Below are 20,649 nucleotides of genomic sequence, written 5' to 3'. Positions count from 1 at the left end.
GATCACGGCGTCCGTTGAGCCGGTTCAGTCCGAACGCACTGCTACCAAGCGACGGCGGATCGCCATGCCGGCAAGCCACACGCCGCCCCCGAGGCAGCAGAGCGACGTGACGGTCAAAGGGCGTGCGAATTCCAGGTAACGACCGCTTGTCGCGATGAGGTGATGACCAAGTGCCCCTCCGAGCGACAACGCCAGGGAAACGGCCGCCAAGGTCCAGAGCATGCGTGTCGTGATACGCGCCATGCCGCGGGCGATGTCTTCACGCGGTGGAGGAACGGTCGCTTTTGCGGAGATGGAAATCGCGACACAGAAAAAGGAAAGAATGAAAACCGCGAACAGTACGAATCCGACGATTCCGTGCACGGTATCGAAGATCGGATGTGAGGAATAAGGGTCCATGCGCAACTGGCCTACGGGATCTTCGGTGCCGGACACAAAGTGGAAGACCGCATGTGCCCAGAAGTTCCATGCCAGCACGACGACCATCGAAAGGAAGGCAGCAAGGCTGGCCTTGCTGCGTAGACCCAGGTGGATGAACAGGAGGCTGGCGATGAACAAGGCCATGAACAGCGAGGCCGCGAAGTCGGGCAGAAACTCCATGTGCGTGCGTCCGGTGTCGGGAAGCAGGAGTGGACTGACGTCGTCGATCGGGAGCGGAGACGGTGGCCGTCGCGCTCACCCCTGCGCGAACAGCCGCTCCGCCTTCTGGAACAGGATCCAGCTGGTGGCGATGAACTTGTCGCCGCCCTGCGGGCGATTGCCGCGATGGGTGTGGGTGAAGCCGGCGGGCGCGATCAACAGCGTGCCGGTGGTCGGCTTGATGCGGCGCTGCTGGAACAGGAATTCGGTCTCGCCTTCCTCGAACTCGTCGTTGAGGTAGACCGTCCACAGCAGGTGGCGATGCAGCGTCTCGCAGCCGGGATCGCGCGGGTACAACTCGCAGTGCCAGTAGGGATACCCGCCCTCGCCGGCGCGGTACCACTGCAGGTTGATGCTGCCCGGGCGCAGGCAGTGGCGGGCCAGTTCGCTGAGCTGCGCGGCGTCCATCTCCGGGAAATCTTCCGCCGCCAGCCGGCGCACGCCGCCATCGGGTGTTTGCCGCTGCAGCATCAGCGGCGCGATCAGCGCCTGGGGCCAGGCGCGCAGGTAGTGGACCAGGGCGTCCAGCATCGCCAGGTTCAGCACCTGCTCGACGTCCTGCCAGCCGGCCTGCCCGGTGATCGAGATGTCCCGGCTGTGCTTGAGTTCCGGATACACCCCGCCGCCGACCTGCCCGGGGCGCAGCGCGTCGCTGGCGCGGATGCGGGCGACGATTTCCGCGCACAACTCGCGGGACAGGACGCCGGGGACCACCTGGATGAAGTCGTCCTGGGAAACACGGGCCTGGCCGGTCATGGGAAATGGGCGCGGTCGGCGCGGGCAGAAGGGGCGGGGGGGCGGGTCATGGCGGTTTTCTTTCGTCCTTGAAAGGCGCGATTCTGGCGCATGGTCGTCGGCCGGATGTCTCCGCGCTCCCTGAGGAGTCGCGACCCCGGTCGCGGGATGCTACCGGTTTCCTTCGCCGGTTGACGAGCGGCGGCCAGCCAGTGGCGACGGACGGTTCCGCGTCCGGCCCGGCCCGCGACCCCTAAGTGTTTGCCCGGACTCGGAAAAGCTGGCATCATGCGCGGCTCGCTGCGGCCGGTGTGTCCCTTCCGGGAGGCCCGGGGACGGGGAACGCGATCCCCGTCGGCTCGATCCGTCGACCTCCGCAACGATCTTCGACCCGCATCGCGTGGCGAACGTCCCGGCCCAGGCCCGGACCGCCGCCGGGGCCGCCGTCTCCCGGGCCACGGGAGGCATCCGCAGATCGCACGACTTCCGATGTCGCGCGTTCTTGATCGAGAGGTACGTATGTCCCGCGAATGTCAGGTGACTGGCAAGCGCGTCGCGACCGGCAACAACGTGTCGCACGCCAACAACAAGACCCGCCGCCGTTTCATGCCCAATCTCCACGAGCGCCGTTTCTGGGTGGCTTCGGAGAACCGCTGGGTGAAGCTGCGCGTTTCCACCAAGGCCCTGCGCACGATCGACAAGAACGGCATCGACGCCGTGCTCGCCGAGCTCCGCGCCCGCGGCGAAAAGATCTGAGGAGTAATCGACCATGGCTTCCAAGCGCGACAAGATCCGCCTGATCTCTTCGGCCGGCACCGGTCATTTCTACACGACCGACAAGAACAAGAAGAACACCCCCGGCAAGATGGAGGTCAGCAAGTACGACCCCGTCGTCCGCAAGCACGTGATGTACAAGGAAGGCAAGATCAAGTGACCTGCGCAGGCCGCAGGTCATCCCGGCGAAAGCCGGGATCCATCGCCCGACACGCACCGCACTGATCCGCTTCCACGAGAACCCGCCGCAAGGCGGGTTCTTGCTTTTCCGGCACCCGCTTCCGATGCGCGATTCCGAAGCGCGGGATCGCGCAAAAGACCGTTCCGCGGCCTCACGCTCGCCATTGTCGCGGGGGCCATGCTCCAATCGCCGCATGCTCCTGGGCCTGCATCCCGGTTACTGGCTGCTGATCGTCGACTGGGCGATCCGCCTTGCCGCGCTGTGGTGGATTCCGTCGCGCAGCCGGCCCGCCGCGGCGCGCAGCTGGCTGCTGCTGGTCGGCTTCGTGCCGCTGTTCGGGCTGCCGCTGTACCTGCTGCTGGGGCAGCCGTGGATCTCGCGCGAACGCCGCGCGCGCCAGGCGCAGGCCTCCGCGCGCATCCGCGAGGCGCAGGTACCGCTGGCCGCGCAGCGCGCGGTGCCGGCCGGCGCGGGCGCCGACATCGCCGCGCTGGTCGAACGCCTCGGCGGCTTCCTGCCGATGCCGGGCAACGGCGTCGAACTCCTCGACGACTACGACGACAGCCTCCGGCGCCTGATCGCCGACATCGACGCCGCGAACGACGAAGTCCACCTGCTGTACTACCTGATGTTCGACGACGCCGTCGGCGCCGCGGTCTGCGATGCCCTGCTGCGCGCGTCATCGCGCGGCGTGCGCTGCCGGCTGCTGCTCGATGCGCTTGGCGCGAAGCCCGGCCTGCGCGCGTGGAAGCACCGCCTGGCCGCGGGCGGGATCGAGGTGCATGCGATGCTGCCCGGCGGCCTGCGCTGGCGCCGCAGCGGGCGCATGGATCTACGCAACCATCGCAAGATCGCGGTGATCGACCGCGTCATCGGCTACACCGGTTCGCAGAACCTCGCCGTGCCGACGTTCGTGCCCGGTTATCCGAATCGCGAACTGGTCGCGCGCCTGCGCGGGCCGGCGGTCGCGCAGCTGGCGGCGCTGTTCGCCAGCGACTGGTACATCGAGACCGGCGAGACGCTCGCCGTCGCGACCTGCGCGCCGGAACCCTGCGGCGGCATCGCGCAGGCGCTGCCGTCGGGGCCGGCGTATCCGTTCGAGAACGCGCGCGATGCGGTGGTCGCGCTGGTGCAGCGCGCGCGTCGCCGCGTGGTGCTGGCGACGCCCTACTTCGTGCCCGACGACGCCGTGCTGGCCGCGCTGCGCATCGCCGCGCTGTCCGGCATCGAGGTCACGCTGATCCTGTCGCGCAGCAACAACCAGACGCTCACCGCGTGGGCGCAGGCGTCGTACTTCGACGACCTGCTCGTCGCCGGCGTGCGCATCGCGCTGCACCGCCCGTGTTTCCTGCACGCGAAGCACCTCAGTGTCGACGACGACGTGGCGCTGATCGGCTCGATCAACCTCGACATCCGCTCGTTCGCGCTGAATGCCGAGGCGGGCATGCTGTGTTACGACGCCAGCGTGGTCGCGCGGCTGCACGCGATCGAGGCGGCGCGCCTCGCCGAAAGTGACCTCGTCGATCCGGCGCAGTGGGCGCGGCGACCGACGTGGCGGCGCACGCGGGACGGCATCGCGCGGCTGGCGGATTCGTTGTTGTGAGGATCGCGGTTCGCAACGCGACCGGAATGCCCGGTGATGCCCGGTAGAGCGGCCTTCAGGCCGCTGCTTTTATGTCGGCGTAAGAAGCAGCGGCCTGAAGGCCGCTCTACCGGAAGCGAACGCATTCGCGCGCGGCTTTATGCCCCCAACCGCTTCTCCATCACGTAATCGTCCATCACGTAGCCGTGGCCGATGTCGAAGACGGCGTCGCAGCGGACGGTGAAGCCGGCCTTGCGGTAGACGGCGATCGAGCCGGCGTTGCCCTTGTTCACCGTGAGCCAGAGCACGTCGCGGCCCTGCGTGCGGCACACCGTTTCGACGTGGCGCAGCATGCGGCCGCCCAGGCCGCGGCCGTGCAGGGCGGGCAGCAGGTAGAGCTGTTCGAGCTTCATCTCGTCGTCGCCTTCGCCCAGCGAACAGCTGCAGTAGCCGACCGCCTCGCCGTCGACGCGCAGCACCCACAGCCAGCGCGCGTCCGAGTCCACGTAGCGACGCAGGTTGTCGGCGGTGTAGCGGCCTTCCAGCATGTAGTCGATCTGCGCCATCGAGATCATCGTGCCGTAGTGGCTGCGCCAGATCGTGTCGGCGAGCGCGGCGACGGTACCGAAGTCGGCATCGGTCAGCGGATCGAGGCGAAGGTCGTTCATGCAGTGGGGTCCGGCACGGGATAGGATGCGACCGCGCCGGGTGGAGCGGTGCGGATCACGATGCGGATTGTCGCGTGCAGGGAAGCAGAACGCGATGGACGCGGGGGACGATGTTCGCGTCATTCCGGCGCGGTCGTCGCGAAGGGGGACGATGATGACGACCATCACCCGGCCATGCCGGATGCTCGCCGCATGTGCCTGGCTGTGGGCCGGCATGGCATGTGCGCAGGCCGCCGAGACGGTCGTGCGCGTGCGTGCCGGCACCGAGGTCCGCCTCGTGCTCGGCGAGGAGCTCTCGTCCGAGGGCGCGCGCAAGGGCCAGGTCTTCCGGCTCGAGGTCGGCGAGGACGTCCGCACGCAGGGCCATGTGGTGATTCCGCGCGGCACGCCCGCCGAAGGTGTCGTCGTCCGTGCCCAGGCCCGCGAGGCCTACGGGAAGCCCGGCGTGCTGCAACTGAAGGTGCTGGCCGTGCAGGTGGGGGATCGCCGCATTCCGCTGTTCTTCTCGATGCTCAGGCAAGGCAAGGACGGCGATGCCGGCATGGTCTGGCTGAGCGCCGCGTTCGGCCCGCTGGGCGGCGTCGTCCACGGGAAATCGGTGAAGATCCCACGCGGCACGCCGCTGCTGGTGCACGTCGACCAGGACGTCGACCTTCCCGTCATGCAATCCGCGGCCCCGCCGGCCGCGGCGCTGGTTCCAACGGCGGCGTCCGTCGCGACGCACGCCGATGCCGTCATCCAACAGGGGATTCCGAATGCAACGCCAACCCACGATTAGGGGGTGCCTCGCGGCCCTCCTGCTGTCGATCCCGGTCGTCCTGCCCGTTGCGGCCCAGGAGGCGCCGCCCGTTCCGCCGGGAACGGAAATCGTGGTGAGGACGCTGGAGCCCATGGCTTCGGCGACCGCGACCACCGGACAGAAATTCGCCGTCGAAGTGGCGGCCGATGTCGTCGTCGACGGCGCCGTGCGCGTTCCCGCCGGCACCCGCGGCCAGGGCACGGTGATCTTCGCGCGCAAGAAGGGCGCCAGTGGTCGGCCCGGTGCGCTGGACCTCCGGGTGGATGCGATCGACGCGCCCGGTGGCGCGATCCGTCTCAGGAGCGCCGAGACCAACCGCGGCACCGATCGCCGCCGCAGCGGCACGGCCGCGGGGATCGCCTTCGGCCTGATCGGGGCCGCCCTGGTGCAGGGCGAGGACATCGACGTGCCTGCGGGGACCGAGCTGCATGCCGTCGTGGCACCGCCGCGCCCGGTCGCTCCGCCGGCGACGGCCGCTGCCCCGGCCTCGGCCCTCCCGCCGGCCGCGGACACGCCCGCTTCCGCTGCGCCTGCAGCGGTCGCGGTCCCCGCTGCCGCCGCTTCCGGCGGCACCACCTCCGACACCACCATCCGGAATCCCCGATGAGCTTCGTGCGCAACGCCCTCCTTCTCGCCGCCCTGCTGGCGTGCGGCAACAGCATCGCGACCGCCCAGGACGCCACCCCGCCCGCCACCCCGCCCGCGCCGGTGGCCGACACGCCGGTGAATCCCGACTACCGCGCCGATCCCGACTGGATGCCGCGTCCCGATCCGCAGAAGGGCCTGGTGGTCATCTTCCGCGAGTCGCGCTTCGTCGGCGGCGGCGTGGGGTGGAAGCTGTTCTACAACGACACCCAGTTCCCGAAGCTCAAGAACGGCAGCTTCGTGTATGCCTACCTCGAGCCCGGCGACTACCAGCTCTACAGCGACAAGAAGAAGCGGCGCGATGCCCGCTTGCAGGCGATCGAACCGGGCGAGGTCTATTACTTCGAGGCGAGCCTGGTGATGGGCATGGTGCGGGGCAGCATCGATTTGCTGCCGACCGATGCGGACACCGCCCGGGGCCGGATGGCCGAGCTGAAGAAACCTGCGCCCGCGGCGAAGCCTTGATCCGGAGGGGGCCGCAAGCGGGCCGGCACACATGCCGTCCGTCGCGAGCGGCACCATGAATGGGACCGCCGCCCTTTTTTCCGGCGCGTGCCGCGTGGTATCACCGCCTCGATGCCCCGTTGCGGGCATCGCGTCGCCTTCGATGCGACGTCCGTTGGTGATGCTGTCGAACGCCGTCGCGTCCGCGGCGGCGTTTCCATCGACCCTCAAGGAGAACCACGCCATGAAGCGCAAGACCACGCAGCACAAGTCCGTGCAGACCCGCTCCGCTTCCCGCGACCAGCGCCTCGACGCCGCCCTCGGCTCGCTCGAGAAGAAGGCGCCCGCCGGCCATGCGCCGGCCGGCAGCTGCACCCGGTTCATCTACTGCTTCTGAGGTCCTGCACGCCCGCCGGTCGCCACTTGCGCCCGGCGGGCGTGCATCGATTTCCGCCGACGTACGCGACACGCCCGCATGCACGGACGCATGGACGACGCGACTGCGCTGTGCGTCCTCGAACCCGGTCCTGTCCCGCGCACGCTGCCGCCGGTCGCGCGGCGCATCGCGCGTGCGGTCGCGCGCGGCGACGCTGGCACGCTGCTGCCGCCCGTGCTCGCGCTGCGCGACGGCCCCGATGGCGGGCGCCTCGCCGTCGCCGATGGCGCGCTCTCCGGCGCCGACACCGCACGCGCGCTGCTCGCGCTGTGGTCGCGGCCGGCGTTCGCGCCGTTCCTGACGCTGCTGTCCGCGCTCGACGCCTGGTGCCGCGTGCAGGCGCCGCGGTACGCCGACGTGCTCGCACCGCGGCAGCTCGATCTGCTCAACGGCGACGTTTACGGTGATCTGCTGCGCGAGGCGTTCGAACGCTGCGCCGGTGCGCATCGCGTCGCCGACAACGCGCGCTGGCTGGAGCATCGTCGCCGCGCCTTCTGCGCCGCGATGGAACGTTTCCTGCATCGTCTGCGCCGCGACCTGCGCGGCGGCCGCCTGCACGCGCTCGGCGTGCGCGGTCGCGCACTCACGCTCGCTGCGCTGGGCGACGAAACCCACAACGGCTTCGATCGCGTGCTGCGCGTCGGTTTCCGCGACGGCGTCGCCGTCGTCTGCAAGGCGCGTCCCGCCGACGGCGAACGTCTGCTGCTGCGCGCCGGCGGCCTGTTCGACGTGCTGCAACGCGCGCCCGCCGCGGCCGGTGCGTTCCGGTTGCCGCTGCTGGCATCGGTCGACGGTGTGCGCCGCGACTGCGTGTGGTGCGAGTGGATCGCGCTGGCGGACAAAGAAGGCACGTTGCGTCGCGATGGTGCGTGGCGTCTGCGCGGGCCGCGGCTGCCGCAGCGCGTCGCGCGACGGTTCTGGCACGACGCCGGTGCGCTGGCGGCGGCGAGCTTCGGCTTCGGCATCGCCGACCTGTTCGGCGGCAACGTGCGCGTCGGTCGCCGCCGTGCGCTGGCCGACCCGCTGCCGTATCCGGTCGATCCGGAAGTCTGTTTCCAGCCGCTGCCGGGCCTGTGGCAGACCGGCCTCGTCGGCGACGCCGCCGACGGCGGCAACCACCACGTCGGTTTCGAGCGCCTGCCGCGACTGTGCAGCACCGACACGCCGCTGACCGGCTTCGTGCGCGACGCCGACGGCCGGCTCGCGCTGCGCCGGATCCATGCCTCGCTGGCGCGCACCACGACCGCGAACGTCGTCGCCGATGCGCACGGCCGCATCGGCTATGCGCCGTACCTGCCCGCGTTCTTCCGCGGCATGTTCGACGCCTGGCTCACGCTGTGCCTGGAGCGCCCGCGTCTCGACGCCTGGCTGCGCCGTCATGCCACCGATGCGCGGACCCGCGTGCTGCGGCGATCGAGCGAGGTCTACGCCGCGGCGATGGACGACGCGATGCTCGACGCGCGCGCCGGCTTCGACGCGTTCGATGCCGCCGAGCGCGCGCAGATGCGGCGCGGTGATCTGCCCGCGTTCTATCGCGCGCTGCGTGGCGGGCCGCTGCGCTGGTGTGCGATCGACGGCGACGGGACACCGCGCTGGCGCACACTGCGCTGCACCGATCCCGCAGCGCTGTCGCGCGATGGCCTCGCGAAAGCGCCGGAGATCATCGATCTCGCGATCGCGCTGCGCGATGCCGCGGCCTACGTGTTCCGCGACACCGGTCCGTGCGAACGCGTCGACGCCGCGCTCGGCGTGTCGCTGCGCATCGACGGTGCGCGTCGCGGCAGCGCGACGTTCGACTGGCCGCAGCAGGGCCATCGCCTCGTGTTCCGCTGGCACGGCGAACGCCTGCGCCTGCGTGCCGAACCGCTGTCGTCGCCGCCACCGGATGCGGCCGAACGCGCGCGGCTGCGCACGCAGCTGCTGCGGATCGATCGGGTCGACGCCGCGCTGCGCGCGCGCTGGGCTGCCGCCGGCTTTCCCGCACGCGGTGAGGTCGCACGCGAACTGCGCGCGCTCGAACGCAGCGCTGGCGACTGGCTGCATGCAGTGATCGACGCGCACGGTTGGCCGGGTCATGCGCTGGTCGGGAAACGCGCGGCGGCAGCGGCCTGCCGGTTGATCCAGCACCTGCCCGATGATGTCGCGTTCCAGCGTCGCGGCCTGCGCCTGCTGCGTGCGGCCGCGAAGGCCGGCGACGTGCCGCCGTCGCAGCCGGCGTACCTCGAAGACGCGCTGTGCGTGCAGGCCGGACGGCCGCAGCGCTTCGGCACCAAGCTGCGGCGTGTCGACGGTGCGCTGGTGCCGTATCCGATCCGCGGCGCCGCGCAGGTCGACGCGCGCCGCGCCGACGTCGGCCTGCCGCCGATGGCGCGGTATCTGCGACAGGCGCAGCGCAAGCTGGCCGCCATGGAGCGCAGCCGATGACCCGCGATGCTGCCTGGACGCCGCCCGCCGTGCCGCAGCCGTTGCCCGGCGCCGCGCGCGCCGCCGGCCTGCATGCGCGCGATGCCTGGCGCGCGTTGCGCGCGGCCTGCGCGCCGTTCCGCGACGGCACCCGTTTCCGCGTGTTGCCCGACGTGCGTTTCTGGCGCGACGGCGCGCGACTGCGTGCACCCGGCGTGGCGCTGCCCGGCCCGCCGGACCGCACACTCGCGGCGTATCGCGCGCGCCTCGCGGCCGAAGGGACGTCGGATTTCGCATTGCGCGTCGACGAACCGCTGCTGGCCGATGCCGCGCTGTGGCAGGCCGCGCGCGCGCTGCTGCGCGACGCGCTCGGTGCCGACACCGTGCCGGTGCTGCCGGTCGCCGCGGCGCTGACGCTCCGCGCCGGCGATGCACTCGCGCCGTGGACGTGGCCGGACGGCCACGCGCGGCTGATCGCGGTGCTGGACGGCGCGCTGCGGCTCGACGACGGCCGCGTCGTCGCGCGCGGCGATGCGCTGTGGTGGCCGGTCGATGCGGATGCGCCGCCGCACGATGCCGGCGCACTGCTGCTGTCCCTGTGCATCGCGACCGATCCGGCGACGATCGCGCAGGCCGCCGCCGAGGCGACCGACGCGCTGCTGCGTGATCTGCTCGAACGGCAGTGGCCGGACGACGGCGCCGTCGACATGCGGCCATTTCCGCCGACGCCCGGTGCGCGCGGCGTGGCGCCGTCGCCGGCGCTGCGCGCGGTGGCGCAGGCGCTGTCGGCGGCGTCGCTGCACGACACGCTGGCCGAGGCGATCGAGTTCGATGCCTGCCTGCGCGCGAGCAGTCGCGGGCTGCTGCCGATCCCGGGCGTGCGTCGCGCGTCGTTGCACGACGATGCATGCGTTCGCCTCTGCACCGATGGCGTCATCCGCCGCAGGCTCGACGACCGGCGCTGGCTGCTGGCGATCAACGGCCATGCACAGCTTGTCGACGCGCGGCCCGCGTGGCGTCGCGCGTGGACGCGGCTGTGCACGGACATGCCGCAGCGCATGGGCGATCTGGTGGGTGGCGCGCGCGATCGCGACGCCGTGCGTGAGCGGCTCGATGCACTGCATGCGCTGGGTGCGCTCGACCTGATCCAGGAACCGGCGCCATGACCGACCATGACGTGCTGCCGACGCTGGACTGGGATCGCTTCGTCGCCGCGCACTGGGACCGGCGACCGGTGCGCATCGTCGATTGCGGCCGCGCGCCGTTCGTGGCCGATGCGGTGCTGCGTGCGGCGTCGCGTGCGGCCGGCGTCGGGATGTCGCCGCTGCCGTACGCGCAGTTCACGCTGGATCGCGCGCAGCAGACCGATCCGCGGCCGGCATTGCCACGCGCCGGCGAGCGCGATCTCGCCGCCTACGCGCGTCGTCTCGTCGATCTTGCCGACGGGCGACGCCACGCGGTGATCGTCAATCGCCTGCACGGGTTCGACCACGCGCTGTGGCGGCGCGAGCGCGACTGGTTCGCGCCGCTGTGGGCGCGCGTCGGGCTGCCGTCGGGCAGCGCGATCACCACGTGGTTCCACGGCGATTACGACCACAGCCCGATCGGCGTGCACAAGGACCGTTTCGCGACCTTCATGTTCGTGCTGGCCGGGCGCAAGCGCATGCGCTTCTGGGCCGAACGTCCGTGGCGCGAGCCGGTGACGACGATGGTCGAGTACGCTGCGTACCTGCCGCAGTCGTTCGCGGTGGAGCTGGGCCCGGGCGAGGCGCTGTACTGGCCGGCGAGCTACTACCACGTCGGCGAAACCGCCGGCGACGGCGCGGCGACCAGCGTCAACGTCGGCATTCCGCGTGGCGAGCAGCATCGGCATTACGACATCGACGACCTGCTGTCCGCCGTCGACATGCGGCCGGCGCGCGGTGCCGCGCGCATCGTCGTGCCGGCGCAGCCCTGCGTCGCGATGCCGGTCGACGCGCAGCGCGACGCCGACGCCGATACGCCCGCGGTCTGGCGCGCCGCCGCCGCCGACCTGCGCCGCCGCTGCGCGTCGCGACGGCTGGCCGCGAGCGCGCGCCGGGTCGCGCTGGTCCGCGCCGGCGCCGGCGGCTTCGAGCCCGTGCCGTCACCGGCGAAGCGGCCGACGCTGGCACCCGGCGACTCGCTCCGCCGCGTGCCCGGCGTGCGCATGCTGTGGTCCGCCGCCGCGGGTGCGCCGGTGCTGGTCGGCGCCGAAGGCCATGTCGCCGCGACCACGCTCGACGCCGCCACCGTCGCGCGCCTGATCGTCTTGCTCGACGATGGCCGCGCGTACCCGCTGCACCGGCTGCTGGCGCTCGCGGCCGATGCGCCCGCACGCCGCGCGCTGCATGCCCTGATCGCCGATCTGGTGGCGTGGCGCGCGCTGCGCCGCCGGCGCGACTGAGTCTGAGGTATCCCCACAAATTTTCGTGGAATCCTTGGGCCTTCACGTCCCGACGACATTCGTGAGCCGGTTCTGGTCTTGATCTGTCGGGGCCCCTGGTCGCGACGGGCTTCGCGGATCAGGCCCGCAGGGCGCGCGGCAGGAGGCCGCGCGTTTTTCGACCAGCACATGGATGTGCTGTCGAAAAACCCCGCGAAGACCGTGCACCCGACGCACAGCGTCGGGCGCGACCGACGGGGTGTGCTTTCTTTGGGTCACCCTTTCTTTGCACAAGCAAAGAAAGGTGACTCGCTCGCGGCAGCGAGCGAAACCAAAAGCCGGGCAGGCAAGCTCGCCGCATGCCTTCGTCAAGGATGACCCCGATCGTCAATGAAGCAGGTCCCTCGCCTTGGGCTCGGGATGACACGAAATGGGGCGAAATCGCTTGCCCCGATGGTCTGTCGGCACAAAAAGTGGGGATACCTCAGGGCTGAGCCCTGCACCGACGTACACTCGCCCCTTCGATCGGGCCTCGTCCGAGGGGGACGCATGATCCCGGGTTGGGTACTGCTGCTGGTGTCGCTGGGCTACGTCGGCGTGCTGTTCGCCGTCGCCTACATCGGCGACGTGCGCGGCGCGCGCCCGCGCTGGCGCTGGCTGCGGCCGGCGGTCTACGCGCTGGCGCTGGCGGTGTACTGCTCGTCGTGGACGTTCTACGGCGCGGTCGGCACCGCGGCGCGCACCGGGCTGGGCTTCGTGCCGATCTACCTCGGGCCGCTGCTGCTGCTGCTGTTCGGCTGGCGCATCCTCGAACGGCTGGTGCTGATCTCCGGCGAGCACCGCATTGTCTCGATCGCCGACTTCCTGTCCTCGCGCTACGGCCGCGCGCCCGGGCTGGCGGCGCTGGTCGCGGCGGTGGCGGTGCTGGCCGCGGTGCCCTACGTCGCGCTGCAGTTCAAGGCGGTGGCGATGAGCGTGGAAGTGCTGGCGCCGGGCAGCGACCGCCAGCTGTTCGCCGATCCCGCGCTGTACGTCGCGCTGCTGCTGGCGGCGTTCGCGATCCTGTTCGGCACCCGCGCCATCGACGCCACCGAGCACCACCGCGGCATGGTGCTGGCGGTGGCGCTGGAGTCGCTGGTGAAGCTGCTCGCGTTCCTCGGCATCGGCGTGTTCGCGCTGCTGCACCTGCCCGGCGACGGCAGCCTGGTCGCGCGCATCGCCGCGGCCGGCGGCGTCGCGTCGGCACCGGGCCTGCCGGCGGGCTTCGTCGCGCAGACGCTGATCGCGTTCGCGGCGATCGTCTGCCTGCCGCGCCAGTTCCACGTGGCGGTGGTCGAATGCCAGGACGTGGCCGACCTGCGCCCGGCGCGCTGGCTGTTCGGTGGCTATCTCGTACTGTTCAGCCTGTTCGTGGTGCCGATCACCCTCGCCGGCCATGAACTGCTGGCCGGGCGCGGCGTCTCGCCGGACACCTACGTGCTGGCGCTGCCGCTGGCGCTGGATCGCGACTGGCTGGCGCTGGTGGCCTACATCGGCGGATTCTCCGCGGCGACGGGCATGGTGATCGTTGCCAGCGTCGCGCTCGCGACCATGGTGAGCAACGATCTGGTGATGCCGCTGCTGCTGCGCGGCCGGGCACCCACCGCCGGCGGCATCGACCGCCTCGTGCTGTGGGTGCGGCGCGTGACCATCCTGCTGCTCGCGCTGCTGGCCTACGCGTACCACCGCATGGCCGCGGCCGCGGGCGACAGCCTCGCCCAGCACGGCCTGCTGTCGTTCGCGGCGGTGGCGCAGTTCGCGCCTGCGCTGATCGGCGGCCTGTACTGGCGTGGCGCCAGCCGTGCCGGCGCGTTCGCCGGCGTGTTCGCCGGCGCGGTGGTGTGGGCGTACACGCTGTTGCTGCCGACGCTGGCGCAGAGCGGCGGCTTCGGCGGCGAGTGGGGCGCGTCGTGGCTGGCGCAGGGGCCGTTCGGGTTGTCGTGGCTGCGGCCGCGGCAGCTGTTCGGCCTCACCGGCTGGGACCCGCTCACGCACGGCGTGTTCTGGTCGCTGCTGTTCAACATCGGCGCGCTGTTCCTGGTGTCGGCACGGCGCCGGCCGCTGTTGCAGGAACAACTGCTGTCCGCGTCGTATCTCGATCCCTACGCGCAGAAGTCGCCGCTGGGTCCGGGCGGCTGGGCCGGCACCGTGCGCAGCGGCGAACTGCTGGCGCTGGCCGAACGCATCGTCGGCGAGCGCCACGCGCGGCGCGCGTTCGCCGACTTCGCGGAGTCGACGGTGCGCCGGCAGTGGCAGCCGCAGCAGCTCGCCGACCGCGCGCTGGTGCAGTTCACCGAACGATTGCTCGCCTCGGCGATCGGTGCGGCGTCGGCGCGGCTCACGCTGACCAGCGCGCTGCGCGGCTCGGGCATGGAGTTGGGCGAAGTGGTGTCGCTGCTGGACGAAGCCAGCCAGGAACTGCGCTTCAACCGCCAGGTGCTGTCGACCACGCTGGAGAACATCAGCCAGGGCGTGAGCGTGGTCGACGCCGACCTGCGCCTGGTCGCGTGGAACCGGCGCTACCAGCAGATGCTCGGCTTCCCCGAGGGCATGCTCTACGTCGGCCGGCCGATCGCCGACCTCATCCGCTGGAGCGCCGAGCGCGCCGAAATGAACGAGATGAGCGGCGGCACCGGGCTGTCGGTCGAGGACCAGGTCGATCGCCGCCTCGCGCATCTGCGCGCGGGGCAGGCGTACGTGTTCCAGCGCGTGCGCGCGAACGGCCAGGTGATCGAGATGCGCGGCCAGCCGCTGCCCGGCGGCGGTTACGTCACCAGCTTCAGCGACATCACCGACTACAAGCACGTCGAACGCCAGCTTCGCGAAGTGAACGAGACGCTGGAGCAGCGTGTCGAGCAGCGCACCCGCGAGGCCGAGGCGGCGCAGCAATCGAAGACGCGCTTCCTCGCCGCGGTCAGCCACGACGTGCTGCAACCGCTGAACGCCGCGCGCCTGTTCGCCTCCGCGCTGCGCGAGACGCCCGATCCCGACGAGCGCACGCGCCTCGCCGAGCGCGTCGACACCGCGCTGCGCGCCGCCGAGGATCTGCTCGACGGCCTGCTCGACGTCTCGCGCCTCGACGCCGGCGTGCTGCAACCGGAGCTCTCGCACTTCGACGCGACCGAACTGCTGCACGAGCTCGCCGCGCAGTACGCGCCCAGCGCCGCCGGCCGCGGCCTCGCGCTGCGCGTGCATGCGCGCCCGGGCACGTTCGCGCGCAGCGATCGCCGCCTGCTGCGTCGCGCGTTGCAGAACTTCCTCGCCAACGCCTTGCGCTACACCCGCGACGGCGGCGTGCTGCTCGCGCTGCGCCGTCGCGGCCAGGGCATCGAGTTGCAGGTGTGGGACACCGGCCCGGGCATTCCCGCGCACCACCTCGGCCAGATCTTCGAGGAATTCCGCCGCTTCGAGCAGGCCGGCGTCGGCGGCGAACGCGGCCTCGGCCTCGGCCTGTCGATCTGCCAGCGCATTGCGCGCATCCTCGGCCATCCGCTGCAGGTGCATTCGCGCGTGGGTCGCGGCAGCGTGTTCTCCATCCGCGTGCCGCCCGGCCGTGCCATGCCCGCGCGGCCGCCGCGCGTGATGCCCGCGGCCGACGCCGTCGCCGGCCTGCGCGTGCTGTGCGTCGACAACGACCCCGAGATCCTCGACGGCATGCGCGCGCTGCTCGATCGCTGGAACGCCGTCGCGCTCACCGCCGCCACCGTCGACGAAGCGCTGGCGCACATCGATCCGGAGAAACCCGACACGCTGCCCGACGTCGCGCTGGTCGACTACCACCTGCACGACCGGCTCGACGGCCTCGGCGTGATCGCCGAACTGCGTCGCCGCGCCAGGCGCGACCTGCCCGCCGCGCTGCTCACCGGCGACGGCAGCGACATGCTCAAGAACGCCGCCCGCGAATACGGCTGCACCGTGCTGACAAAACCGGTGAAACCCGCGTCGCTGCGCGCGTGGCTGGGGGCGTGGGGCTGACGCGATGGCGCGTCGCGTCGTGCCGGCAACCTGCAAGATCCGGCAGGGCGCGCCGCGTTGACGCGGCTCCGGTCGCGCTCGCAGACTGCGGAATCCGGCCTCCGCCGTCGCGCGCGCCGCTGTTTCCCCTGCGAGGTCCCGCTTGAAACTCGTCGAACTCGAATCGGCCGTCCTCGCGCACACGGGCGAGTTCCATTGCGAGCGCATCCGCCGCCCCGACGAGAAGAAGATCGTCCGCTTCCGGCATGTCGTCGCGCCGCCGCTGTCGGGGCATGCGCTGCCCGACATCGGCCGCCTCGACGATTTCTACGACACCTTCGGCAGCATCGTCTTCTTCGTCGACGACAAGAGCGGCGACGCCGCCGTGCACATCGCCGCGCCGACCGCCTGGGCGGGCCTGCGCGCCGGCTTCCTCGACTGGCTCGATCCGCTGGACGAGGACGAACGCGCCGAGATCGTCCCGGAATGGGTCGAGGCCTGCGTCGCCATCGGCGAGGAGCCGCGCACGGGCAACACCCTGCTCATGCCCACCGACGGCACGCACGCCGGCCATGTCTTCCTGTTCGACCACGACGGCTACGAGTTCACGCATTGCGCCGACGACCTGGTGGCCTACGTCGGCACCCTGCTCGACCCCGACGACCGCCTGCTGCTGGAGATCGCCACGCACCTGCGTTTCATCGAAGGCGATCCCGCGATCCAGTGGTGGATCCGCGAACTGCGCGACAACCGCGGGAATGTCGCGCGGACGCACGTGTAGGCGGATGATCCGTGGCGACGTCGATGCCGGCGTTGTCGCCGGCACTGCGGCGGCAGGGGCAAGGCCATCGTTTCGCCGTGGTCGTGACATCATTCCCCGATCGACATCTCCGTGAGGCATCGCGATGACACGATCCGCCCTGTTCGGCCTGCTGCTCTGGCCAGCCGTCCTGTTCGCGCAGAACCCGCAGTTGTCCCCGGATGCGCCGAAGGACAAGCCGAACCACGTCGATTCCTCCGGGCTGTCCGCCTTCGAAGCCGCGATCGCACCGCATGTCGCGCACGCGAAGCAGACCTACCCGGCCGCGAAGCGGCGTTTCCTCGCCGGGCTGCCGAAGGGGCAATCGTTCTTCGTCACCACGCGGTTGCGTGACGGCACCGGTGCGTTCGAGCAGGTCTTCATCGCCGTGCGCAGCATCGAGGGCGGCACGATCCGCGGCCGGATCTGGAGCCAAGTCACCGGCGTGCGCGGCTACCACCACGGCGATGCGTACGCGTTCCCGGAAGCGGAACTGCTCGACTGGACCATCGCGCATCCGGATGGCACCGAGGAAGGCAACGAGGTCGGCAAGTTCCTCGATACCTACCAGGTGCGTTGAGGCCGGACACGCAACGCACCATGCCCTTCCTCCGCACCATGCTCGCCACCGACTGGCCCGCGCCGACGTGGCTGGCGCGACGGCTCCGTCCGATCACCGCCAATCCCCGCTACGTCGATCGCATGCACCGCGTGCACAGTTGGCTCATCGAATTCGACGACCAGGGGCTGCCCGGGCGCGAGATCGGGCTGGATGCCGGCGGCGGCATCGTGCTGGCCGGGCCTGATCGCGAGAACTACGGCTTCTGGCTCGACACGAACCTGCGTCTGGAGGATTGCCCGGGCGAGCCGGTACCGGAAGCGGACTTCGAGGCGCTGTGGCGCGCCGCGGGCGTCGTCGACGATTGAGTGCGCAGTGCGGACTCAGCCGTCCAACGTCTCGCCCCATGCACGCAGCGCTTCGATCACCGGCCAGGCGGCGCGGCCGCGGTCGGTGAGGCGATAGTCGACGCGCGGCGGGATCTCCGGATACACCGTGCGTTCGATCACGCCGCCGTCTTCCAGCCGGCGCAGGTGGTCGGTCAGCGCCTTTGGGCTGACGCTGTGCAGGGCCGCGCGCAGTTCGCCGAAGCGGCGCGTGCCGTCGAACAGTTCGCGCAGGATCAGCAGCGTCCACTTGCCGTCGAGCACGTCGACGGCGCGTTCGATCGGACAACCCTTCAGGCCCATCTCGCCTCCGCGCGTGCAACGGTCATTGCTTCACTTCCGTATACCGGATTACCGGAAAGTGCGTTCTTCCGGGGCCGCATGCTGGCACCTATGCTGCGCGCCGACAACCGGAGCCGACCCATGCAGACCCTCGACAGACCCGGCACGATCGCGCGCGGCGTGATCGTCCTCATCCTCATCGTGCAACTGGTGCTCGGCGTGGTGTTCACGTTCGCGCCGCAGGCCTTCGCGCATGCGCTGGGGCTGCCGCCCGCGCCGGCCTGGACCGACTGGATGTTCGCGCAGTTCGGTGCCCGCGCACTCGGCTTCGCCTACGGCATGCGTCTGGCGTTGCGCGATCCGCGTGCGAACGCCGGCTGGCTGCGCGCGATGGTGCTGGTGCAGGCGATCGACTGGCTCGGCACGCTGGCGGCATTGTTCGCGGGCAAGGTGACGTGGCTGCAGACGTCCACGGCACCGTTCCTGCCGGTGCTGTTCGTGGTCGTGCTGGTGCGCGAACTGCGGCGGCAGGCAGCGACGCCGGCCGCGCGCGTCGAAGCCGCGTGACGATGCCCGGGCCGGCGCTCTTCGGGCGACTGCAGGCCGCGGCGTTCTACCGCGGCCTGCACGAGATCGCCGCCGGTTTCGCCGGCGTCGCGCACGGCGATCGCACGTGGCTGGACGTCGGTTGCGGGCCCGGCGTGTTCGCGCGCATCGCGGCATCGCGCGGCTTCCGGGTGCGCGGCATCGATCGCGATCCCGGCATGATCGCGACGGCCGAACGCCTGGCCGCGATGCACGGCGCGACGATCGAATTCGCCGTCTCCGATCTCGCCGACGAAGTCGCGACGGATCGGCGCCACGACGTGGTGTCGGCATCGTCGCTGGTGGTGGTCACGCCCGACCCGCGCGAGACGTTGCAGCATCTGCTTGCGCTGACGAAGCCGGGCGGCTGCGTGATCGTGATCGAGGCCGCGCCGGCGATGAGCCGCGGCCGTGCACTGCGGCAGTGGCTGCGCGGCGGGCTCGGGCATGGTGGCGGGATGCTGCTGCTCTGGGCGATGGCGCGCAGCGGCCGCGCGTTGCCCGATGCGACCTTCGACGATCCGCGCTGGACGGCGACGCAACATTCCGCGCTCGGCGGACTGGCGAATGTGTGGGTCCTGGTGCGGCGAGCACCTGCGGCCGCCTGACTCAGGGTTGCCCGAAGATGCACCGCAGGGGCGTCATCCCCGGCTGTCCTGCGGGCCTTTCTTCAGCGTCTTCATGAACTGGCCGAAGTGCGGGGCGAAGTCCGCGAACAGTGGATGGCCGCGATGTTCGAGCATGACTTCGGAGAACAGCTTCAGACCGGTCGCGAAGGCGGCCGCCTGGTCCGCATCGAACGGCAGGTCATCGCGCCCGCGCAGGCGCGCGACGATGGCCGGGATGTCGTCATGGTTGCCGACCGCGAAACGCAACGGTTCGGCCAATGCGAGCGGTGCGCCGTTCGCGTCCGTGAGATGTTCGAGCGTGATGCGGTAACTATGCTGCTTCATGCCGAAGGCTCCGGTGCCGGAGCGCCGGGCTGGATGCGGCCGATCTCCACCGCGGCGCGATCGATGACATCGGCGATCCGGCGCGTGGTGTCCTCGTCCACGGCGCCGTCGGCGAAACGCAGGCGCAGCGAGGTCTTCAGGTTTTCCATCGCGCGCACGATGTCGGGCATGCGACGCGCCCGGCTGCGCGCATTGACGTGCTGCAGGCGTTCGAGCAACTGCGCCAGTGCGTCGCGCTGCTGTTCGAGATGGGTTTCGCCCTCGGCGGTGATGCGGAAGCGGCGCCGGCCTCCCTCCTCGGTGACCGAGACGGCGAGGCCGAGGTCTTCGAGCAGGGTCAACGTGGGGTAGATGGTGCCGGGGCTGGGGCTGTAGTCGCCGCCGACAAGATCGCCGATCGCGCGCATCAGGTCGTAGCCGTGCGCCGGTTCGCGCAGCAGGTGCAGCAGCAGGAGCTTCAGGTCGCCGCCCTGGAACATGCGTTCTCGGCGTCCACGGCCGGCGCCGGGGCCCTGCCAGTCGGAATCGGGCCCGAAACGATCGTCGGGGGCGTGGTGACCATGGCCGCGGCGGCCGCCGTGGCGTCGGAAGGGGGACATCATGGAATTGCCTCTCGGAGGTGTTTTGATGGTTTCAAGATATATCTTGTAATGGCCGTTCGCAAGGCCTGGTCGTGGTGTCTGTTCATTTCCCCGCCGCGAGCGGCCCGAACTTCAGGTAGCTGGGCGGGTGCGAGACGGTGCCGGCACGGAAAGACGGGTAGCGATTGACGAGCCAGCCTCCTCTGCGGAAATGTCATTGCCGCCGTGGTACAGGGGCGACTTTGAGCGCATCCCTTTGTCCAACCTCGACTTCTATGCAACGGCGGCGGATCAGTGCGATCTGTTTCGCCATCTGATCGGGAAGCGGATCTGGTTGCTTTCGAGCTGTCATCCCGATTCGATCGTGAGCCGAGATGCTTTCGAGCGTTCGATGAAATCGTCGAGGACTTTGGCGATGAGCGTCCGATCCATTTGCCGCTGTGGTCGCCGACCTTGATGGCGGCCCCTGTCTCCAGGCGTATGGATCGGCCTTCCTCGATGGCCGGCAATCCCCGCAGTCGAGCGCTACGATGGCCGCGGCGATCGATCACGATGTGGTCGGATCGCGCCTACGCCGACCATTACGCAGGACAATCCCATGCCCGGTCTCGACAGTGCGTTCGTGCAATGCCCCTATTGCGGCGAGGAGATCGAGGTGCTGGTCGATGGCTCGGTCGACCAGCAGACCTACGTCGAGGATTGTAGCGTCTGCTGCCGGCCGATCGTGTTTACCGTCGTCGCCGAGGACGGCGAGGTGACGTGCGTCGAGGCGCGTGGCGAGGACGAGTGACGCGGTTCGGA

At 70.6% G+C, this 20,649-nt stretch carries 23 protein-coding genes; 17 read left to right on the top strand and 6 right to left on the bottom strand.

The features are described from left to right. Positions 1 to 24 precede the first annotated feature (24 nt). Both ACT53R_RS09050 and ACT53R_RS09045 read right to left on the bottom strand, forming a co-directional pair. Positions 25 to 600 carry a hypothetical protein gene (locus tag ACT53R_RS09050; RefSeq protein WP_476171534.1) on the bottom strand — a complete coding sequence of 192 codons (576 nt, stop codon included), beginning with the start codon at positions 598 to 600 and terminating at the stop codon, positions 25 to 27. A 75-nt stretch (positions 601 to 675) separates the two neighbouring features. Next, positions 676 to 1,395: a 2OG-Fe(II) oxygenase gene (locus ACT53R_RS09045; RefSeq protein WP_476171533.1), complete on the bottom strand. Its 720-nt coding sequence runs from the start codon at positions 1,393 to 1,395 to the stop codon at positions 676 to 678. 498 nt (positions 1,396 to 1,893) lie between these two features. On the opposite strand from ACT53R_RS09045, the gene rpmB reads away from it, so the two are divergent. The 3 genes from rpmB (at position 1,894) to cls (ending at position 3,932) form a co-directional block, all read left to right on the top strand. Then, positions 1,894 to 2,130, top strand: coding sequence for a 50S ribosomal protein L28 (gene rpmB, locus ACT53R_RS09040; RefSeq protein WP_345302467.1), 237 nt, complete (start codon positions 1,894 to 1,896; stop codon positions 2,128 to 2,130). 13 nt (positions 2,131 to 2,143) lie between these two features. Then, complete coding sequence (gene rpmG, locus ACT53R_RS09035; RefSeq protein ID WP_476171532.1) at positions 2,144 to 2,308, top strand: 50S ribosomal protein L33; 165 nt, start codon at positions 2,144 to 2,146, stop codon at positions 2,306 to 2,308. A gap of 214 nt (positions 2,309 to 2,522) precedes the next feature. Beyond that, on the top strand, positions 2,523 to 3,932 hold the full coding sequence (gene cls / locus ACT53R_RS09030; protein WP_476171531.1) for a cardiolipin synthase: 1,410 nt from the start codon (positions 2,523 to 2,525) through the stop codon (positions 3,930 to 3,932). 137 nt (positions 3,933 to 4,069) lie between these two features. Here the strand turns inward: cls and ACT53R_RS09025 are convergent, their stop codons facing one another. After that, the gene (locus ACT53R_RS09025) at positions 4,070 to 4,579 is read right to left on the bottom strand and encodes an N-acetyltransferase family protein (protein ID WP_476171530.1); all 510 of its coding nucleotides are present in this window, start codon (positions 4,577 to 4,579) and stop codon (positions 4,070 to 4,072) included. Positions 4,580 to 4,730: 151 nt separating this feature from the next. Here ACT53R_RS09025 and ACT53R_RS09020 point away from each other — a divergent pair, with 151 nt between their 5' ends. The 11 genes from ACT53R_RS09020 to ACT53R_RS08970 all read left to right on the top strand — a co-directional run bounded on the left by ACT53R_RS09020 (position 4,731) and on the right by ACT53R_RS08970 (position 17,429). Beyond that, positions 4,731 to 5,357 (top strand): hypothetical protein, encoded by a 627-nt coding sequence (locus ACT53R_RS09020; protein WP_476171529.1) that lies wholly within the window; start codon positions 4,731 to 4,733, stop codon positions 5,355 to 5,357. A 112-nt stretch (positions 5,358 to 5,469) separates the two neighbouring features. Continuing rightward, on the top strand, positions 5,470 to 5,985 hold the full coding sequence (locus tag ACT53R_RS09015) for a hypothetical protein (protein WP_476171528.1): 516 nt from the start codon (positions 5,470 to 5,472) through the stop codon (positions 5,983 to 5,985). Further along, a complete protein-coding gene (locus tag ACT53R_RS09010; RefSeq protein WP_476171527.1) occupies positions 5,982 to 6,488 on the top strand; it encodes a DUF2846 domain-containing protein in 507 nt (168 codons plus the stop codon). The genes ACT53R_RS09015 and ACT53R_RS09010 overlap by 4 nt, the downstream gene beginning before the upstream one ends. A 223-nt stretch (positions 6,489 to 6,711) precedes the next feature. Then, entirely contained in the window at positions 6,712 to 6,864 is a 153-nt protein-coding gene (locus ACT53R_RS09005; RefSeq protein ID WP_476171526.1) for a hypothetical protein, read from the top strand. A gap of 90 nt (positions 6,865 to 6,954) precedes the next feature. Continuing rightward, a complete protein-coding gene (locus tag ACT53R_RS09000) occupies positions 6,955 to 9,327 on the top strand; it encodes a DUF6624 domain-containing protein (RefSeq protein ID WP_476171525.1) in 2,373 nt (790 codons plus the stop codon). Then, a complete protein-coding gene (locus ACT53R_RS08995) occupies positions 9,324 to 10,472 on the top strand; it encodes a hypothetical protein (RefSeq protein WP_476171524.1) in 1,149 nt (382 codons plus the stop codon). The genes ACT53R_RS09000 and ACT53R_RS08995 overlap by 4 nt, the downstream gene beginning before the upstream one ends. Continuing rightward, complete coding sequence (locus ACT53R_RS08990) at positions 10,469 to 11,731, top strand: JmjC domain-containing protein (RefSeq protein WP_476171523.1); 1,263 nt, start codon at positions 10,469 to 10,471, stop codon at positions 11,729 to 11,731. Before ACT53R_RS08995 ends, ACT53R_RS08990 begins: the two co-directional genes overlap by 4 nt. A 528-nt stretch (positions 11,732 to 12,259) precedes the next feature. After that, the gene (locus tag ACT53R_RS08985; RefSeq protein WP_476171522.1) at positions 12,260 to 15,724 is read left to right on the top strand and encodes a NahK/ErcS family hybrid sensor histidine kinase/response regulator; all 3,465 of its coding nucleotides are present in this window, start codon (positions 12,260 to 12,262) and stop codon (positions 15,722 to 15,724) included. Positions 15,725 to 15,866: 142 nt separating this feature from the next. Further along, positions 15,867 to 16,484, top strand: coding sequence for a hypothetical protein (locus ACT53R_RS08980; protein ID WP_476171521.1), 618 nt, complete (start codon positions 15,867 to 15,869; stop codon positions 16,482 to 16,484). A gap of 124 nt (positions 16,485 to 16,608) precedes the next feature. Further along, complete coding sequence (locus ACT53R_RS08975) at positions 16,609 to 17,082, top strand: hypothetical protein (RefSeq protein ID WP_476171520.1); 474 nt, start codon at positions 16,609 to 16,611, stop codon at positions 17,080 to 17,082. Between the two features lie 20 nt (positions 17,083 to 17,102). Continuing rightward, on the top strand, positions 17,103 to 17,429 hold the full coding sequence (locus ACT53R_RS08970; protein ID WP_476171519.1) for a hypothetical protein: 327 nt from the start codon (positions 17,103 to 17,105) through the stop codon (positions 17,427 to 17,429). 15 nt (positions 17,430 to 17,444) lie between these two features. Here the strand turns inward: ACT53R_RS08970 and ACT53R_RS08965 are convergent, their stop codons facing one another. Continuing rightward, entirely contained in the window at positions 17,445 to 17,750 is a 306-nt protein-coding gene (locus ACT53R_RS08965; RefSeq protein ID WP_476171518.1) for a winged helix-turn-helix transcriptional regulator, read from the bottom strand. A 120-nt stretch (positions 17,751 to 17,870) separates the two neighbouring features. Between ACT53R_RS08965 and ACT53R_RS08960 the strand changes: the two genes are divergently transcribed. Together ACT53R_RS08960 and ACT53R_RS08955 are read left to right on the top strand one after the other, a co-directional pair. Further along, positions 17,871 to 18,296, top strand: coding sequence for a hypothetical protein (locus tag ACT53R_RS08960; RefSeq protein WP_476171517.1), 426 nt, complete (start codon positions 17,871 to 17,873; stop codon positions 18,294 to 18,296). Between the two features lie 2 nt (positions 18,297 to 18,298). Then, complete coding sequence (locus ACT53R_RS08955; protein WP_476171602.1) at positions 18,299 to 18,922, top strand: class I SAM-dependent methyltransferase; 624 nt, start codon at positions 18,299 to 18,301, stop codon at positions 18,920 to 18,922. A gap of 33 nt (positions 18,923 to 18,955) precedes the next feature. On the opposite strand, the gene ACT53R_RS08950 is transcribed toward ACT53R_RS08955, so the two are convergent. Both ACT53R_RS08950 and ACT53R_RS08945 read right to left on the bottom strand, forming a co-directional pair. Next, a complete protein-coding gene (locus tag ACT53R_RS08950) occupies positions 18,956 to 19,267 on the bottom strand; it encodes a DUF3861 domain-containing protein (RefSeq protein ID WP_476171516.1) in 312 nt (103 codons plus the stop codon). Beyond that, positions 19,264 to 19,746, bottom strand: a complete 483-nt coding sequence (locus ACT53R_RS08945; protein WP_476171515.1) for a PadR family transcriptional regulator — start codon at positions 19,744 to 19,746, stop codon at positions 19,264 to 19,266. The genes ACT53R_RS08950 and ACT53R_RS08945 overlap by 4 nt, the downstream gene beginning before the upstream one ends. Before the next feature lie 700 nt (positions 19,747 to 20,446). Between ACT53R_RS08945 and ACT53R_RS08940 the strand changes: the two genes are divergently transcribed. Continuing rightward, complete coding sequence (locus ACT53R_RS08940; RefSeq protein ID WP_476171514.1) at positions 20,447 to 20,638, top strand: CPXCG motif-containing cysteine-rich protein; 192 nt, start codon at positions 20,447 to 20,449, stop codon at positions 20,636 to 20,638. The last annotated feature ends 11 nt before the right edge of the window (positions 20,639 to 20,649 follow it).

The sequence above is a fragment of the Lysobacter sp. DMC104 genome (assembly GCF_056313665.1).
The sequence above is the reverse complement of the archived record's forward strand: the minus strand, read 5'-3'. Positions and strand labels throughout refer to the sequence as shown.

Excerpts from the sequence above, each read along its gene's own strand:
- ACT53R_RS09000 (WP_476171525.1), top strand. The coding sequence starts at position 6,955 with ATGGACGACGCGACTGCGCTGTGCGTCCTCGAACCCGGTCCTGTCCCG.
- ACT53R_RS08985 (WP_476171522.1), top strand. The coding sequence starts at position 12,260 with ATGATCCCGGGTTGGGTACTGCTGCTGGTGTCGCTGGGCTACGTCGGC.
- ACT53R_RS08990 (WP_476171523.1), top strand. The coding sequence starts at position 10,469 with ATGACCGACCATGACGTGCTGCCGACGCTGGACTGGGATCGCTTCGTC.
- ACT53R_RS08975 (WP_476171520.1), top strand. The coding sequence starts at position 16,609 with ATGACACGATCCGCCCTGTTCGGCCTGCTGCTCTGGCCAGCCGTCCTG.
- ACT53R_RS09015 (WP_476171528.1), top strand. The coding sequence starts at position 5,470 with ATGGCTTCGGCGACCGCGACCACCGGACAGAAATTCGCCGTCGAAGTG.
- rpmG (WP_476171532.1), top strand. The coding sequence starts at position 2,144 with ATGGCTTCCAAGCGCGACAAGATCCGCCTGATCTCTTCGGCCGGCACC.
- ACT53R_RS09020 (WP_476171529.1), top strand. The coding sequence starts at position 4,731 with ATGATGACGACCATCACCCGGCCATGCCGGATGCTCGCCGCATGTGCC.
- cls (WP_476171531.1), top strand. The coding sequence starts at position 2,523 with ATGCTCCTGGGCCTGCATCCCGGTTACTGGCTGCTGATCGTCGACTGG.
- ACT53R_RS08945 (WP_476171515.1), bottom strand. The coding sequence starts at position 19,746 with ATGTTCCAGGGCGGCGACCTGAAGCTCCTGCTGCTGCACCTGCTGCGC.
- ACT53R_RS08970 (WP_476171519.1), top strand. The coding sequence starts at position 17,103 with ATGCCCTTCCTCCGCACCATGCTCGCCACCGACTGGCCCGCGCCGACG.
- ACT53R_RS09005 (WP_476171526.1), top strand. The coding sequence starts at position 6,712 with ATGAAGCGCAAGACCACGCAGCACAAGTCCGTGCAGACCCGCTCCGCT.
- ACT53R_RS09010 (WP_476171527.1), top strand. The coding sequence starts at position 5,982 with ATGAGCTTCGTGCGCAACGCCCTCCTTCTCGCCGCCCTGCTGGCGTGC.
- ACT53R_RS08950 (WP_476171516.1), bottom strand. The coding sequence starts at position 19,267 with ATGAAGCAGCATAGTTACCGCATCACGCTCGAACATCTCACGGACGCG.
- ACT53R_RS09025 (WP_476171530.1), bottom strand. The coding sequence starts at position 4,579 with ATGAACGACCTTCGCCTCGATCCGCTGACCGATGCCGACTTCGGTACC.
- ACT53R_RS08955 (WP_476171602.1), top strand. The coding sequence starts at position 18,299 with ATGCCCGGGCCGGCGCTCTTCGGGCGACTGCAGGCCGCGGCGTTCTAC.
- ACT53R_RS08995 (WP_476171524.1), top strand. The coding sequence starts at position 9,324 with ATGACCCGCGATGCTGCCTGGACGCCGCCCGCCGTGCCGCAGCCGTTG.
- ACT53R_RS08960 (WP_476171517.1), top strand. The coding sequence starts at position 17,871 with ATGCAGACCCTCGACAGACCCGGCACGATCGCGCGCGGCGTGATCGTC.
- ACT53R_RS09050 (WP_476171534.1), bottom strand. The coding sequence starts at position 600 with ATGGAGTTTCTGCCCGACTTCGCGGCCTCGCTGTTCATGGCCTTGTTC.
- ACT53R_RS08965 (WP_476171518.1), bottom strand. The coding sequence starts at position 17,750 with ATGGGCCTGAAGGGTTGTCCGATCGAACGCGCCGTCGACGTGCTCGAC.
- ACT53R_RS09045 (WP_476171533.1), bottom strand. The coding sequence starts at position 1,395 with ATGACCGGCCAGGCCCGTGTTTCCCAGGACGACTTCATCCAGGTGGTC.
- ACT53R_RS08940 (WP_476171514.1), top strand. The coding sequence starts at position 20,447 with ATGCCCGGTCTCGACAGTGCGTTCGTGCAATGCCCCTATTGCGGCGAG.
- rpmB (WP_345302467.1), top strand. The coding sequence starts at position 1,894 with ATGTCCCGCGAATGTCAGGTGACTGGCAAGCGCGTCGCGACCGGCAAC.